The sequence below is a fragment of the Cupriavidus sp. OTU4054 genome (genome assembly GCF_038440175.1).
Lineage (GTDB): Bacteria > Pseudomonadota > Gammaproteobacteria > Burkholderiales > Burkholderiaceae > Cupriavidus > Cupriavidus pauculus_D.
In genome coordinates, this window is the sequence record NZ_JASATF010000013.1 from 172,954 (window position 1) to 187,021 (window position 14,068).

The 14,068-nt window shown below is 66.6% G+C and carries 15 protein-coding genes; 10 read left to right on the top strand and 5 right to left on the bottom strand.

Annotated elements, in window-relative coordinates:
* Nucleotides 1–54 precede the first annotated feature (54 nt).
* A complete protein-coding gene (locus AAHB16_RS17160) occupies nucleotides 55–606 on the top strand; it encodes a YggT family protein (protein ID WP_150376130.1) in 552 nt (183 codons plus the stop codon).
* A 199-nt stretch (nucleotides 607–805) separates the two neighbouring features.
* Nucleotides 806–1,099 carry a hypothetical protein gene (locus AAHB16_RS17165; RefSeq protein ID WP_150376128.1) on the top strand — a complete coding sequence of 98 codons (294 nt, stop codon included), beginning with the start codon at nucleotides 806–808 and terminating at the stop codon, nucleotides 1,097–1,099.
* Nucleotides 1,100–1,251: 152 nt separating this feature from the next.
* Here AAHB16_RS17165 and AAHB16_RS17170 read toward each other — a convergent pair whose 3' ends face one another.
* Nucleotides 1,252–2,178, bottom strand: coding sequence for a LysR family transcriptional regulator (locus tag AAHB16_RS17170; protein WP_342051535.1), 927 nt, complete (start codon nucleotides 2,176–2,178; stop codon nucleotides 1,252–1,254).
* Between the two features lie 199 nt (nucleotides 2,179–2,377).
* On the opposite strand from AAHB16_RS17170, the gene AAHB16_RS17175 reads away from it, so the two are divergent.
* On the top strand, nucleotides 2,378–3,196 hold the full coding sequence (locus AAHB16_RS17175) for an IclR family transcriptional regulator (RefSeq protein WP_342051536.1): 819 nt from the start codon (nucleotides 2,378–2,380) through the stop codon (nucleotides 3,194–3,196).
* Nucleotides 3,197–3,210: 14 nt separating this feature from the next.
* Here AAHB16_RS17175 and AAHB16_RS17180 read toward each other — a convergent pair whose 3' ends face one another.
* Complete coding sequence (locus AAHB16_RS17180; protein WP_150376122.1) at nucleotides 3,211–4,056, bottom strand: phytanoyl-CoA dioxygenase family protein; 846 nt, start codon at nucleotides 4,054–4,056, stop codon at nucleotides 3,211–3,213.
* A 264-nt stretch (nucleotides 4,057–4,320) separates the two neighbouring features.
* Between AAHB16_RS17180 and AAHB16_RS17185 the strand changes: the two genes are divergently transcribed.
* From AAHB16_RS17185 to AAHB16_RS17205, 5 genes are all read left to right on the top strand, one after another.
* The gene (locus AAHB16_RS17185) at nucleotides 4,321–5,247 is read left to right on the top strand and encodes an AAA family ATPase (protein ID WP_150376120.1); all 927 of its coding nucleotides are present in this window, start codon (nucleotides 4,321–4,323) and stop codon (nucleotides 5,245–5,247) included.
* A 50-nt stretch (nucleotides 5,248–5,297) separates the two neighbouring features.
* The gene (locus AAHB16_RS17190; RefSeq protein ID WP_342051537.1) at nucleotides 5,298–6,383 is read left to right on the top strand and encodes a DUF58 domain-containing protein; all 1,086 of its coding nucleotides are present in this window, start codon (nucleotides 5,298–5,300) and stop codon (nucleotides 6,381–6,383) included.
* The gene (locus AAHB16_RS17195) at nucleotides 6,380–8,386 is read left to right on the top strand and encodes a transglutaminase TgpA family protein (RefSeq protein WP_342051538.1); all 2,007 of its coding nucleotides are present in this window, start codon (nucleotides 6,380–6,382) and stop codon (nucleotides 8,384–8,386) included. The genes AAHB16_RS17190 and AAHB16_RS17195 overlap by 4 nt, the downstream gene beginning before the upstream one ends.
* Before the next feature lie 74 nt (nucleotides 8,387–8,460).
* Entirely contained in the window at nucleotides 8,461–8,964 is a 504-nt protein-coding gene (locus AAHB16_RS17200; protein WP_150376114.1) for a MarR family winged helix-turn-helix transcriptional regulator, read from the top strand.
* The gene (locus AAHB16_RS17205; RefSeq protein WP_342051539.1) at nucleotides 8,964–10,490 is read left to right on the top strand and encodes an MFS transporter; all 1,527 of its coding nucleotides are present in this window, start codon (nucleotides 8,964–8,966) and stop codon (nucleotides 10,488–10,490) included. Before AAHB16_RS17200 ends, AAHB16_RS17205 begins: the two co-directional genes overlap by 1 nt.
* Before the next feature lie 28 nt (nucleotides 10,491–10,518).
* Here the strand turns inward: AAHB16_RS17205 and AAHB16_RS17210 are convergent, their stop codons facing one another.
* The gene (locus AAHB16_RS17210; protein WP_150376110.1) at nucleotides 10,519–10,860 is read right to left on the bottom strand and encodes a hypothetical protein; all 342 of its coding nucleotides are present in this window, start codon (nucleotides 10,858–10,860) and stop codon (nucleotides 10,519–10,521) included.
* A 239-nt stretch (nucleotides 10,861–11,099) separates the two neighbouring features.
* Nucleotides 11,100–12,560: a DegQ family serine endoprotease gene (locus AAHB16_RS17215; protein ID WP_150376108.1), complete on the bottom strand. Its 1,461-nt coding sequence runs from the start codon at nucleotides 12,558–12,560 to the stop codon at nucleotides 11,100–11,102.
* A 178-nt stretch (nucleotides 12,561–12,738) separates the two neighbouring features.
* Between AAHB16_RS17215 and AAHB16_RS17220 the strand changes: the two genes are divergently transcribed.
* Both AAHB16_RS17220 and AAHB16_RS17225 read left to right on the top strand, forming a co-directional pair.
* A complete protein-coding gene (locus AAHB16_RS17220) occupies nucleotides 12,739–13,209 on the top strand; it encodes a MarR family winged helix-turn-helix transcriptional regulator (protein WP_150376106.1) in 471 nt (156 codons plus the stop codon).
* A 74-nt stretch (nucleotides 13,210–13,283) separates the two neighbouring features.
* Entirely contained in the window at nucleotides 13,284–13,709 is a 426-nt protein-coding gene (locus AAHB16_RS17225; protein WP_342051540.1) for an organic hydroperoxide resistance protein, read from the top strand.
* 48 nt (nucleotides 13,710–13,757) lie between these two features.
* Here the strand turns inward: AAHB16_RS17225 and AAHB16_RS17230 are convergent, their stop codons facing one another.
* Nucleotides 13,758–14,045, bottom strand: a complete 288-nt coding sequence (locus AAHB16_RS17230) for a GIY-YIG nuclease family protein (RefSeq protein ID WP_150376102.1) — start codon at nucleotides 14,043–14,045, stop codon at nucleotides 13,758–13,760.
* Nucleotides 14,046–14,068 lie beyond the last annotated feature (23 nt).

Here is a 14,068-nt window from a genome sequence, read left to right on the forward strand (position 1 = left end):
TGGCAGAATCTGTGCGGTCGTAGACACCTTCACTACCCACCGGAAATCCGCCGAATGTTCACGGAAATCGTCACGTTCCTGCTCGATATCGTCTTCACGCTGTTCGGCATGGCGCTGCTGCTGCGCCTGTGGATGCAGCTGACCCGCCTGCCTTCGCGCAATCCTGTCTCGCAGGGTGTGTTCCAGATCACGGACTGGCTCGTTCGGCCGCTGCGCCGGATCATCCCCGGCTTCGGCGGCATCGACTGGGCCACGCTGATCGCGGCCTGGCTTACCGCCGTGGTCTATCTGGTCTGCCGCACGCTCGTGTACGAGGGCGATCCGCTGGGCTTCCTGCCCGTGATCCTCGCCATTGCCGTCCTGCACGTGCTCAAGTGGGGCATCAGCCTCATCATGTGGGTCACGCTGCTGATGGCGATCCTGTCGTGGGTGAACCCGCAGTCGCCGGTGGCGCCGGCCATCTACCACCTGACCGAGCCGCTGCTGCGTCCGCTGCGCCGCGTGGTGCCGCGTCTGGGCGGATTCGATATCTCGCCGCTGATCCTGTTCGTGATCGCGCAGATCCTGCTGATGGTCCTCGCGCGCCTGAGTTTGGGAAGTGTCTGAGGCAGCTCCCGGGAAGCCGTTAAAGCGCCCTAAAAAGCACATACATTAAAGACTTTTAGGGTTTTTACTGATTGTTCAGGGAGCTGGACAGACTGTCGAGGATTACCCCTTTTTCCCGCGCGTGCTGGCGCCTACATTACAGCCACCGTGGCACCCAACCACGATGCTTCCACAAAAATACAGTAGGACCAGCACGACAATGAAGACTCTCTCCAAGCTCCAGGGCACGGCCGCGGCTGTGCTCGTTACTCTAGGCCTCACCATGGGCGCCGCTGCCAACGCCGCCCAACCCCTGACCGATCTCGCCCGTCTCGACGGCAGCATCGGCCACGTTGGCACCCGCGATCCGTACACCGACGGCGCGCGTGGCGTCAACGAACCCCGCAGCACCTTCACCGATGGCGCACGTTCGGTCAGCGAGCCGCGCAGCCCGTACAGCGACGGTGCCCGCACCGTCACGGAACGTCGCGACGCGTTTTCCGAAGGCGCCTGACCGCGCCACGCCGAGGACGCGACAGCGTCCGAGGCCTGCTTGACCGCTCCCTGCCCGGAGCGGGCCACGGTGAGAGGCGGACAGCGAGTGCAGCACGGCTCGGCAGCCCGCCTCCCCCCAGCATCCCCTCCCCCGCATCCTCCGTCCCCCTATCAGGTCAGTCCCGGATTCACCGCGGCACCGTCCTCTTCTTCCCCCATCATCGATTCGATCGCTTCCATGAATGCGCGCACCTTGCGCGGCTGGAGCCGGCGGTCGGGCAGTAGTGCGAATACTCGTAGTGGCGGTAACGGCACATCGGGCATCACCCGAACGAGTCGTCCCTGCGAAATCTCGGTCTCCGCGTAAGTCATCGGCACGCGCGCGATGCCTAGGCCGGACAGCGCGGCCTGCAGCCGCAGTTCGGCGTTGTAAGTCTGCATGCGCGGGCGAATCGGCACGGAGACCCGCTCGCCATCGCGCGTGAACTCCCAGAAGGTCGCGCCCGGCGTGGCCAGCGTCGGCATATTGGAGAGGTCTTCGGGCTGCATCTGCGCGGGCAGGCTTGCCGCCAGCGACGGCGCCGCCACGAGGCCGCGCTCCACGTGCCAGATGCGGCGGGCGATCGTGCCCGAGTCGGGCAGGTCCGACTCCACGGTGACGAAGGCAATATCGAACCCCTCGCGAATCGGATCGACCAGACCCTGGGAAATTTCCACCGTGATATCGAGTGCCGGATGGGCGGCCAGCGTGCGGCAGATAACGCCGCCCAGCTGCTGAGCCCCGAACTCGTAAGGCGTGGCGATGCGGAGCATGCCCTGCACGCGTTCCTCGCGTGCGAGCGTTTCCTGACGGATCTCGCGTAATCGCGCGAACAAGGGCGCCACGTCGCGATAGACGGCGCCGCCCGCGTCGGTCAGCCGCATGCGGCGCGTCGTGCGCTCGAGCAGCTTGGCGCCGATTGCCGTTTCCAGCCGTGCCACCGCCGCCGAGACGCGGGACTTCGGGCAGTCCAGTTGCGCGGCGGCCGCGGTAAAGGTGCCTTGCTCGACCACGCAGCAGAACGCCTCCCAATCATTCCACTGGATTGTTTCGTTCACCGGGTGCTACCAACGTTGTGCAAACGCACATTATGAGGGAGAGCGATACGCGCGCAAGCGCCGGGGGCACAATGCGGGACGATGCGGACAGCCGAGACTGGCGAGTCGCGCATATTTCCACTACGATTTCGGCCTTTCCGTGCCATGCCGGCGCGGCGGTTCGCTTGCGAATCCACCTTCTGACCCGACTTTCCGATCGATGGCGAGCCAAGCCGACCACGAACCGGGCGCGCCGCAGGGCGCCGCCACCGAGAAACCCAGCGACAGCTACGTGCAATCGTTTGCGCGTGGGCTATCCGTCATTCGCGCCTTCAACGCCCAGCATCCCGCGCAGACGCTGACCGAAATTGCCCAGGCCAGCGGGCTGACGCGGGCGGGCGCCCGCCGCATCCTGCTGACGCTGGCCGGACTCGGCTATGTGCAGGCGGACGGCAGACTGTTCCGCCTGACGCCCAAGATCCTGGACCTGGGCTTTGCCTACCTGACCTCCATGCCGTTCTGGAATCTGGCCGAGCCCATCATGGAGGCGCTGTCCCAGTCGGTCCACGAAAGCTGCTCCATCTCCGTGCTCGACGGTACCGAGGTCGTCTACGTCCTGCGTGTACCCGCGCGCAAGATCATGACGATCAACCTGTCGATCGGCAGCCGGCTGCCCGCCTACTGCTCGTCGATGGGCCGCGTCCTGCTCGCGGGCCTCGACGAAGCGGAACTCGACCGGGTACTGCGCGCGTCGGACCTGCGCCAGCGCACGCGTCGCACGGTCACCGATATCGACGCCCTGAAGACGCTGATCGCGGGCATTCGCGCGCGCGGCTGGGCGCAGAACGATCAGGAACTCGAGGAAGGACTGGTATCCGTGGCCGCGCCGATCCGCAACCGGTCGGGCCAGGTCATCGCCGCCATCAATATCAGCGGGCAGGCCAACCGGACGAGCGCGCAGGAAATGGTCGAGCGCTTCCTGCCACCGCTGCTCGAGGCCTCGGAAAAGATCTCGGGGCTGGTCCAGCTGCGGACCTGACCCCGTCGCGGGCCTCAGTAAGCGGCCGGGGGCAGCTCCACGCTGCCGAACTCCGCCGAACGCGAGCCGGCCACCGGGCGGTTGCTTGCGCCGAAGTAAGCAAACGCTATCGACAGTTTGACCGCATCCGACTCGTTGCGTCCGGCGCTATGGAACAGCCGGCTGTCGAAGATCAGCACGTCGCCGCGATGCAGCGCGAGCGGCACGGTGCCACGCAGCAGCTGCTGGCTGGCCGGATGTGCCTCCACGAGAAACTCGGCCGGATCCAGCTGTGCCGGTTCGAGCTTCGCCTTGTGCGAGCCCGGAATCACGCGCAGCACGCCATTCCGTTCATCCTCGTCGCCGAGTGCCAGCCATACCGTGACCAGTTCCGGACTCACGAACGACCAGTAGCGCGTGTCGCGGTGCCAGCCGGTCTGGCTGCCGTAGTACGGATGCTTCGTCATCACGCTGTTGTGGTGCGCGAGGGTCAGCCGCGCGGGCTCGCCCAGCAGCGCCTCCACCGTTGCCACGATGCGTGGATCCGCGGCCCAGCGGCGATAGGCCTCGTCCCGTCCGTAGGCCTGTCGCAGCCGGCGCACGGTCGCGCCGCCCGTCGCCTGGCGCGTGGCCGGCGCGCCCGGATAGCCGAGATCGGCCTCGAACTCCACGGGCGGCACCGCGGCCGCCAGGTGTTCGCGCGTCACGGCTTCGAGGCCGGCGCATTGCGCCTCGCTCGCGAAACCGCGCAGGATCACATAACCGCCCGCATGAAAGGCACGCGCGAGACTCGCCAGACCAGCGCGATCGGCCAGCGGCGCGGAAGAGTCGAATTCCAGGGACACGGACGCGTCAGAAGCGTCCTCTAACGGAAGAGTCATTGCAGCGGATAAGAGCAATCTGAAAAAGCTGGCGGGCGCCAACACACCGATGATGCCAGAACCAGCGTGCGCACGCGCAAATTGCGGTCATCCCGCCTTCGCATTCCTGGGCCGCGAGGCGGCCCGGAGCGTCGTTGTGGCAATTGCACCATGCGTGCGGAAGCAGACCGTTCGCCCGGCTCGGGCCGCCGCTACAATGGGCGGGTATGTTTTAAACCGCCCGCTATTCCGATCGACGTCCCGACCGTCAGAAGACAGGCCAACGTGACTGCCCGCCCAAGGATTCTCGCCTCGCTCGCCGAGGCCCAACAGCAACTCGGCCGCATCGTGCTGGGCAAACCGCGCCAGGTCCGGCTCGCCCTGGCCTGCATGCTGGCCGGCGGTCACCTGCTGCTCGAGGACGTACCGGGCGTTGGCAAGACCACGCTTGCGCATGCGCTGGCCCGTACGCTCGGCCTCCAGTATCAGCGCGTGCAGTTCACGAGCGACCTGCTGCCCGCGGACCTCATCGGCGTCTCGGTCTTTATGCGCGATGCTGGCGAGTTCCGTTTCCATCGCGGCCCCGTCTTCGCGCAACTCGTGCTCGCCGATGAAATCAATCGCGCGCCGCCCAAGACGCAGAGCGCACTGCTCGAGGCGATGGCCGAACATCAGGTCACGCACGACGGCGCCACGCACGCGCTGCCGGCGCCGTTCTTCGTCATCGCCACGCAAAACCCGCTCGAGCAGATCGGCACTCACGCGCTGCCCGAATCGCAGCTCGACCGCTTCACCATGCGCATCTCGCTCGGCTATCCCGACCCGTCGTTCGAGCGCGTGCTCTACCTCGGCGGGGCATCGGCCAACGAGGCCGCGCCGATCATGAATGCCGAGCAGGTGATTGCGCTGCAGGCCGCGGCCGCGAAGGTCTATGCCGCGCCCGCGCTCGTGGACTACGTGCTGGCGCTGGTGCATGCCACGCGCGCGGAAGGCAGCTTCGCGGCCGGCCTGTCGCCGCGCGGCGGTCTTGCGCTGCTGGCCTGCGCGCGCGCATGGGCGCTGCTCGATCAGCGTGAAATGGTCGTGCCCGAAGACGTGCAGGCCGTGTTCGCGGCCGTGGCCGGCCATCGCCTGCTGCCCTCGGGCGCCGGCAAGGGCGCGAATCAGGCCGCGGTCGTCGACCGTCTGCTCGCATCGGTATCGATTCCCTGAGCGCGCGCGAACGCCAACGCGTTTTCCATTCCGCCCGCGCCGCCGCTGCCATGTCCACGTCGACATCTCCCAACACGTCCGCGCGCCCGCGTCGCCCCCGCAGCCCCGGCGACTGGCTGCGCCGTTCGCATGGGCCCGTCAACGGCGTCGTCACGCTGCATCGCCGCCAGCTCTATATCCTGCCGACGCGCGGCGGCATGGCATTCGCGGTGCTGCTGCTCGCCATGCTGATGACCTCGCTGAACTACAACATCAGCCTTGGCTTTGCCCTGACGTTTCTGCTCATCGGAATCGTCATGGCCTGCATGTGGACCGCATATCGCAATCTGCTCGATCTCGAAGTCGGCGCCGGCGCGGTTGCGCCCGCGTTCGTCGGCGATGCGGCCGTGTTTGCGCTGCAGGTCGATAACCGCGACGACACCGCGCGCATCGGCGTGGAGGCGCGCGCCAACGCCGCCCGGACGCCTCGCGCGAAATTGCCGCGCGGGAAATTGTCACCATCGGCCGCACCGTCCGCAATCTCCACCGCATCCACCGTGCCGACGGAAGCCGCCTCGCTGACGCTCGATGCGCAGGCCAGCGGCGCGCTGGCGTTGCGCCTTCCGGCAACGCGCAGGGGCCGCTTGTCCCTGCCCCGCGTCACCCTCGAAAGCCGTTTTCCGTTCGGCCTGTTCCGCGTCTGGAGCTATGCGGACCTGCCGCTCGCCACGCTCGTGTATCCCGCCCCGGAAGCCGGCGCGCCTCCGCTACCACTGCTCGCGCGCGCCGACGACGCCGAGGACGGCACACTCTCCGTTGCGTCGGACGACGGCATCGACCAGCTGCGCCGCTACCGCACCGGCGATCCGTTGCACCGTATCGCGTGGAAGCACAGCGCGCGCACGGGACGCTGGATGAGCCGCACGGGACAGACGCCGCGCGACCCCGCCTGCTGGCTGGACTGGCATGCCCTGCCCGATGGGCTCGACACGGAGGCTCGCCTGTCCCGCCTCTGCGCGTGGGTGCTGGCCGCGGGCGACGACCTCGACGTCGGCCTGCGCCTGCCCGCCGTGGAAATCCCGCCGGGCCACGGTGCCGCGCATCGACGCGCCTGCCTCGAAGCACTCGCGCTCTGGCCCGAGCGTCCGGCATCATGACCACTGCCCGCCTTCGGCCGCTCGCGCATCAGGAACACGGCATGCTGATGGGGCAGCTCGCTCTGGTGCTTGCGCCGCAGGCGCGTACGCTGCCGGTCTCGGTCAGCCTGCTTCTGGTCGTGCTCATGGCCTGGCGCTGGCTGCTGTGGCGCCAGCGCGCGCCATTGCCGTCGCGCACGATGCTCGCGGTCATCGCCATGCTCGTGCTCGCCACCGCCGCCGCGCTGGTCTGGCAGGCAGGCGGGAGCCTCGGGCGCGATCTCTGCGTCGCGCTGCTCGGCGCGTTCGTCATTCTCAAGCTGCTCGAATGCCGGGCGCTATCCGATGCCACGATGGTCACGCAGCTCTCGTTCTATCTGCTGCTGACGCTCTATCTATCGGACCAGCCGTTCTGGCTCGCGCTGTACAGCATGGCCATCGGCGCATGGGTCCTGCGCAACTGGCTCCTGCTTCACCATCCCGAGGCACGCGGCCGGCTCGCGATCTGGCCGCTGCTCGGGCGCATGGCGCTGATCGGCCTGCCGTGGGCGCTCTTCCTGTTCGTACTGTTCCCGCGCCTCGATCATCCGCTCTGGCGCCTGCCGCAATCGGAGTCGACGGGGAAGACCGGCATTACGGATACGATGCGCCCCGGCAGTATCGGCGAGCTGATCCGCTCCACCGAGATCGCGTTTCGCGCGGACATGGCCGGCGACCCGCTGCCGCCAAGCGCGCTGTACTGGCGCGCCCTCGTGCTGTGGCGCTACGATGGCCAGCAATGGCGGACGCTGGAGCAGCAGCGGTTGATGCGCGCCGCGCCCGCGCTGCGCGACGATGCCCTCGATGCGGCCGCGCCGCCGGGCATGCGCGACTACTCGGTGACGCTCGAGGCGAGCCAGCAATCGTGGCTCTATCTGCTCGACCGTGGCGTCGCGCTATCGGGCATGCCCGAGGCGCGGATCTCCTACGACGGCGAGTTCTTCGCGCGCGCACCCATCGACCGCCCCGTCCGCTACCGTGCGCGCTCGGCGTTCGACCGTGGCACCGAGCCGCCCGCGACACTGCCCCCGCGCATCCGCGCCCTGGCCCTGGAACTGCCCGACGGCAACCCGCGCAGCCGCGCGCTCGCCGCACGATGGGCCGAGCAGTTTCCCGACCCGTGGCAACGCGTGCAGGCCGCGCTGCGCGTCTTCGCGGGCGAGGCGTTCTACTACACGCTGTCCCCGCCGCCGCTCGGCAGCCAGCAGGTCGATTCGTTCGTGTTCGATACCCATCGCGGATTCTGCGAGCACTATTCCAGCAGCTTCGTGTTCCTGATGCGCGCGGCCGGCGTCCCCGCGCGCGTGGTCACGGGCTACCAGGGCGGCGAGTACAACACGATCGGGCGGCATTACATCGTGCGGCAGTCGGATGCCCATGCGTGGGCCGAAGTCTGGATCGATGGCCGCGGCTGGGTGCGCGTGGACCCGACCAGCGCGGTGGCGCCAAGCCGCGTGGAACAGGGCGTGGATGCGGCACTGGCCGGCGATGAAGCGGACGCGGTCCGTTCGCTGCGCGCGCCGGGCTGGCTGCGCGACCTGCGCTGGGGTCTCGATGGACTGATGTACACATGGCAGCGCTGGATCCTCGACTACGACCGCGCGCGCCAGATGTCGCTGCTGCGGCAGTTCGGCATGGACGACCGCCTGCCGCAGATCCTGATGGTCGGGCTGGCCGCGCTCACGTTGCTCGGGCTGATCCCGCTGTGGCTGCGCCGCCAGCGCCTGGACCCGCTCCAGGCCCTCTACGCACGCTTCTGCCGCGAACTCGCGAAACGTGGCTACGAGCGTGGCGCGGCGGAAGGCCCCCAGGACTATGCTCGGCGTGCCGCCGCGGCCATGCCGCAGGCCGCGCCCGCGCTCCATGCGTTCACGGCCGAGTACGTGCGATTGCGCTACGGCGCGCCGCCCGCGGTGGGGCGAGGCAGTCTGGCCGCGCTCCATCGTGCGTTGCGCGATGTCATCCGTTCCCTCCGGCAACGCTGACGCCATCGCGGATTGCAATGCCGCGTGGGGATGCATATAATTTCATCCGTAATTATATCGGATGAAATAAAATCATGTCGTTCGAACGCCGCATCGACCGCTTCTGCGAGCAGCACCCGGAGGCGCCACGCGACCTTATCCTCGCTTCTCGCCTGCTGCTCCGGTCCGCCCGGCTGTTGCGCAATCACATCGAGCGCGCACTGGCGCAGTTCGATCTCGACCTCGGCCAGTATCTGGTGCTCAGCATGCTCGCCATCGATGCCGGCGAGCCGACCATTCCGTCCGAACTCGGCGTCGCGATCGATGCCACACGCACCCAGATGACCCGCCTCGTGGACCGCCTCGAGGCACGCGGGCTGGTACGCCGCACGGCCTCCACGCAGGACCGGCGCAGCCTCGAACTCAGCCTCACGGCAGCGGGGCAGCGCCTGCTCGATCGCGCGATTCCCGCCGTGCATGCGGCCTATGGCCAGGCCTGGGCGCCGTTCGGCGATAGCGGACTGGCCGCCGCCACGCGCTCGCTCAACAAGCTCCACCAGACCCTCGCCGCGCTGGAAGCCGACGCCGGACAGTCGTGATGCCGTGGCTGACCCACCGTCGGCGGCAGACGCTGCTGATGATCCTGCTCGGGCTTGCCACGGGCGTCGAGTTCCTCGAGAACATCATGTTCGTCTTCGCGTCGACGCATATCGTCGGCGGGATCAACGCGGACCCGCGCAGCTTCGCGCTCGTGCAGGCCGCGTACGCCATCGGCAGCATGCTGATGATCCTCAAGCAGAACTGGTTCGCGCGGCGCTTCGGCTATCGCCGCTACCTGACCGGCGCGCTGCTCGTGTTTATCGCGGGCACGATCGGGGCCGGCACCAGCGTGTCGCTGCCGCAAATGGTCATGGCACGCTTCGTCCAGGGCTTCGGTGGCGGCGCGCTGTTCACCAGCTGCCGCATTCTCGTGAACGTGCTGTTCGGCGCCGCGGACCGACCGCGCGCGCTGAAGATCTTCATGCTCGGAATCTTTACCGCATCGGCGCTTGCGCCGGCGTTCGCGGCCGAGCTCATCGAGCGCGGCGTCTGGCAGGACGTGTTCTTCGGCGTGCTGCCGTTTGCCATCGTCGCCGCGATCGGTGCGTGGCGGTTGCTCCCCGATGCGGAGACCAAAAGCGACAACGAAGGCCTCGCGCTGGGTCCGCTGCTGCTGTTCGGTGCCGCCATCGTGGCACTCCAGTCCGCACTGGCGGTCGCCCGGTTCGATCTGTTCTCGCATCCGCTGCGGCTCGCCGCCGTGGCCAGCCTCGCCCTTCTGCTGCTCGGGACGTTCCTCTGGCGGCAATGGCACCACGCCGCACCCCTGTTACGCCTGCGTGGCCTGCGCGACCCGGTCTACCTGACCGGGCTCGCCATGTATTTCGTCTATTACCTGATCAGCAATCTCAGCAGCTACGTGTTCCCGGTCCTGGCCGAGCAGGCGTTGCGCATCCCGCTGGCGACCACGGGATGGCTCAACACGTTCTCGGCCGGCATCAGCCTCATGGGAATCCTGATCTACCTGCAGGTCTCGCGGCGGCTGCCGCGCAAAAAGCCCGTCATGGTCGCGGGCCTGATCGTGATGGCCGCCTCGGCCTGGTATTTCTCGCGCCTGTCCCCGGAGGTCGGCCCGTCGGCCATCCTGTGGGGGCTGCTGGGCAAGGGCCTGTTCGGCGTGATGGTCATCATCCCGATCGCGGGCCTGACGTTCCGTTCACTGAGCGCGGACGACTTCGGCCATGGCTATCGCAGCAAGAACCTGTTGCGGCAGGTGGCAAGTTCATTTGCGTCGGCGCTGGGAGCGGTACTGCTGCAGAACCGGCAGTTCGCGGTCAGTGACCAACTGATGCATGCATTGGGACAGAGACCGGCGGAAACCGCGCAATGGGTACAGTCGGCGCAGTCCGCGCTGATGGCGCGCGGCTTCGGTACGGGTCAGGCGCATGCGGGCGCGCTGGCGGAGCTCGGCATGATCGTGGAACAACAGGCGCGTCTGGTGGCCTGCGGAGATCTCTACCGGCTGATTGCCGCACTGTCGCTGGTCGCGGCAGTGTTCATGCTCTTACAACGGCGGCTCGACTAGGCGAGTCCGCTTGGGCCTGCGGGGTGGATCAGAACAGCGACAGTTGCCGCATGCCGAAGCCAACGGTTTCCTCGACGCGCGCACGCGCATGGACGAGCGAACCCTCGGCACCCGAGTAGTTGCCGGCGGCCCATCGATAGACAACAGGCAATTCACCGCGATCGGACAGCCGGACCTCGCCGAGCTTCTCGCCACGATCGTTACGGTAGTAGTGGGAACGATAGCCGCGCTCCCAATGAGGCGGCTCGACCTTCCTGCGTCTGCGCGGAGACGCTGCGCTGCCCGCTGACTTGCCCGACGACTGCCGGGCACGCTCGGTACCTGGAGTGGTTCCGGACGTCAGGGGGGCGCGGTTGAAATCCAACTGCATAGACTTCCTTCTTCTGTCGATTCAGCAGGAACCAGACGTGGTGACCGAAATCACCACACGCTTCATGCATCGCAGTCGAGATCATACCTGTTCGCGCGCGCTTCGGGTGTGTTTTGTTGCCTTGGAATCGGCCTCTGGCAAGGCTTTGCGGGTATGTATACGTCCCGTATACGTCAGCGTATACGGGACGTATACCTGCCTCGGGTGCAGCGTAAACCGCGTCACCCGAGGCGTCCCGATCAGCCGAGATCGAGCGGGATGAAGATGCGCGCATCGTCGCGCTGGACCAGCAGCGCCACCTGCTTGCCCGCCTTCGACACGAGCGACTTCAGCTGATCCGCCGAGTTGATCGGCGTGCCGTTCAGCGACAGGATGACGTCGCCCGGCTGAATGCCGACCCGCGCCGCGGGGCCCGCCACGTCCTCGACGACGAGCCCGCCATCGATGCCGCTGTCACGCTTCTCGTTCGGCGTCAGCGGACGGACGGCCAGGCCCAGCTTGCCACCGGCGTCGTTCTGGTTCGACTTCTGCGCGACCGCGGAGTCCTTGGCCGTGCCCACCTTTACCGACAGCGTCATCGGCTCGCCCTTGCGGATGACCTTGAGCTGCGTCTCGGTACCGGGCTTGATATCGGCCACATGCTCGGGCAGATCGCCGGAATGGTCGATCACGTCGTTGCCGAGCTGCACGATCACGTCGCCCGGCTTGAGGCCAGCCTTCGCCGCGGGGCTGTCCGGCTCCACCGAATTGACGAGCGCGCCCGCGGGCTTCGGCAGGTTGAACGACTGCGCCAGCGCCTGGTTGACTTCCTGCACCGAGATGCCGAGACGACCGCGCGTGACCTTGCCATGCGCCACCAGCTGTTCCTCGACCTTCGTCGCGACGTTGATGGGAATCGCGAACGACAGGCCCTGGTAGCCGCCGGTCTGGCTATAGATCTGCGAGTTGATGCCGATCACCTCGCCGCGCTGGTTGAACAGCGGACCGCCCGAGTTACCGGGGTTCACGGCCACGTCGGTCTGGATAAACGGCACATAGGTGTCGTCGGGCAGCGAGCGCGATTTCGCGCTGACGATGCCGGCCGTCACCGTGTTCTCGAAACCGTAGGGCGAGCCGATCGCCACCACAGGCTCGCCGACGCGCACCTTCGACGGATCGCCCAGACGCACGGTCGGCAGATCCTTCGCGTCGATCCTGATCACGGCAATATCGGTCTGCGGGTCGGAGCCCAGTACCTTCGCCTTGAACTCGCGGCGATCGGTCAGCTTCACGGTCACCTCGGTGGCGTTGTCGACCACGTGGGCATTCGTCAGGATCAGGCCGTCGGGGCTCACGATAAAGCCCGAGCCCAGCCCGCGCACGAGCTGCGGCTGCTGTTGCTGTGGTGCCTGGAACTGCGGACCGAAGCGCTTGAAGAACTGGGCAAGCGGATCGTCGGGGTCGATGTTCGCGCCCTGTGCCGAGGTGCGCTGGGCGCGCGCCGTCACGCTGATGTTCACGACCGCGGGACCGTACTGGTCAACGATCGACGAAAAGTCCGTCGGCGTAGCGACGGCCACGGGCGACGACGACGCAACGATGGGCGCCGGCGCGGCATATCCCGGCGTGATGACTTCCTTCTGCAGATACGTGTAGCCCCCGGCAATGGCGGCGAGTGCTGCGATACCGAAGGCAGAGCGAGCAAGCGTCTGGCGGATCATGGTCTTCTTCCTTTCTGATGTCCTTTGCGCGGGGGATTCCGGCGCGACAGTGTCATCCTAGGGACGCAGACTTAAATCACACTTAAAGAACGGATGCGGGCCCAAACAACCCTGCGCGCGATGCGGGCATCGCAAAATTTATCTTGCACACAATTGAATTGCGTATAAGATATCTCACATGGACATCGACACCCGCCCCTCCGAGCCCGATTCGCTGCTGCTGCTGGATCAGCAGCTCTGCTTCGCACTGTATTCGAGCTCGCTGGCCATGACCAAGGTATATAAGCCCATTCTCGGTGAGCTTGGACTTACTTACCCGCAGTATCTGGTCATGATGGTGTTGTGGGAGCGCGAGAAGCTGAGCGTATCGGAACTGGGCCATCGCCTGTCGCTGGACTCCGGCACGCTGACCCCGCTTCTCAAGCGGCTCGAGTCGATGTCGCTGGTCACCCGGGAGCGGGATCCCGCGGACGAACGCCGCGTGCTCGTGACCCTTACCGGCGCGGGCTGGCAGCTTCGCCAGCGTGCGCGGGGAATTCCGGAGAAGTTGTTATGTGCAACACAGTGCTCGATTGAAGAAATTCAGACGCTGACACTGCGTTTGCAGGCATTGCGGTCTACGCTGGAGAACGCGCGGACCGATGGATGAACGCCGCGTGTGCGGCGTCGATGAAATCTTTGACTTCAACCTGCCCTTTTTAGGCGACGAACCAGGAGCAAGAAATGACCAAGCTGGACAAAGTCCTTTACACCGCCCATGCATCTGCCACCGGTGGCCGCGACGGCCGCGCCGTCACGTCCGACGGCCAGCTCGACGTCAAGCTCGCCGTACCGAAGGAAATGGGCGGTGCCGGCAACGGCCTGAATCCCGAGCAGCTGTTTGCCGCAGGCTACTCCGCTTGCTTCCTGGGCGCGATCCGCTTCGTGGCCGGCCAGCAGAAGATCGCGATTCCCGCCGACGCCAAGATCGACGGCTCGGTCGGTATCGGCCAGATCCCGGCCGGCTTCGGCATCCAGGCCGAACTGAAGATCTCGCTGCCCGGCATCGAGCGCGAAGCGGCCCAGAAGCTGGTCGAGGCCGCACACCAGGTGTGCCCGTACTCGAACGCGACGCGCGGCAATATCGACGTCACGCTGACCCTGGTCTGAGCGACGCAGCAGCAGAAAGCAAAAACGCCGGCGCAAGCCGGCGTTTTTTTATGTCTGTTCGGGTTCAGGCGGCTCGAGTTGCGCGCAGAAGGCGCGCTTTTGCGCGGCCGTCATTCGCTTGGTAGCGATCTCCGCGCGCAGCGCTTCCGACTTCGTGGCAAACCGCATCCACCCGAGCAATCGCACGGGCTTGCGCGCACGCGTGTATTTCGCGCCGATTCCCGCGACATGCGCGGCATAGCGCCGTTTCACGTCCGTCGTAATACCGGTATAGATCGAATTGCCTTCGCATTCGAGCATGTACAGATACCAGCACGGGTCGTCTTCGGTCGTCATGCGGTGCGTGAATCAGAAGCGTA

What these genes read in the sequence shown, in the direction of transcription:
- AAHB16_RS17210 (WP_150376110.1), bottom strand. Translation starts at nt 10,860, where the DNA reads ATGCAGTTGGATTTCAACCGCGCCCCCCTGACGTCCGGAACCACTCCA.
- AAHB16_RS17175 (WP_342051536.1), top strand. Translation starts at nt 2,378, where the DNA reads ATGGCGAGCCAAGCCGACCACGAACCGGGCGCGCCGCAGGGCGCCGCC.
- AAHB16_RS17190 (WP_342051537.1), top strand. Translation starts at nt 5,298, where the DNA reads ATGTCCACGTCGACATCTCCCAACACGTCCGCGCGCCCGCGTCGCCCC.
- AAHB16_RS17225 (WP_342051540.1), top strand. Translation starts at nt 13,284, where the DNA reads ATGACCAAGCTGGACAAAGTCCTTTACACCGCCCATGCATCTGCCACC.
- AAHB16_RS17165 (WP_150376128.1), top strand. Translation starts at nt 806, where the DNA reads ATGAAGACTCTCTCCAAGCTCCAGGGCACGGCCGCGGCTGTGCTCGTT.
- AAHB16_RS17160 (WP_150376130.1), top strand. Translation starts at nt 55, where the DNA reads ATGTTCACGGAAATCGTCACGTTCCTGCTCGATATCGTCTTCACGCTG.
- AAHB16_RS17230 (WP_150376102.1), bottom strand. Translation starts at nt 14,045, where the DNA reads ATGACGACCGAAGACGACCCGTGCTGGTATCTGTACATGCTCGAATGC.
- AAHB16_RS17215 (WP_150376108.1), bottom strand. Translation starts at nt 12,560, where the DNA reads ATGATCCGCCAGACGCTTGCTCGCTCTGCCTTCGGTATCGCAGCACTC.
- AAHB16_RS17195 (WP_342051538.1), top strand. Translation starts at nt 6,380, where the DNA reads ATGACCACTGCCCGCCTTCGGCCGCTCGCGCATCAGGAACACGGCATG.
- AAHB16_RS17205 (WP_342051539.1), top strand. Translation starts at nt 8,964, where the DNA reads ATGCCGTGGCTGACCCACCGTCGGCGGCAGACGCTGCTGATGATCCTG.
- AAHB16_RS17200 (WP_150376114.1), top strand. Translation starts at nt 8,461, where the DNA reads ATGTCGTTCGAACGCCGCATCGACCGCTTCTGCGAGCAGCACCCGGAG.
- AAHB16_RS17220 (WP_150376106.1), top strand. Translation starts at nt 12,739, where the DNA reads ATGGACATCGACACCCGCCCCTCCGAGCCCGATTCGCTGCTGCTGCTG.
- AAHB16_RS17180 (WP_150376122.1), bottom strand. Translation starts at nt 4,056, where the DNA reads ATGACTCTTCCGTTAGAGGACGCTTCTGACGCGTCCGTGTCCCTGGAA.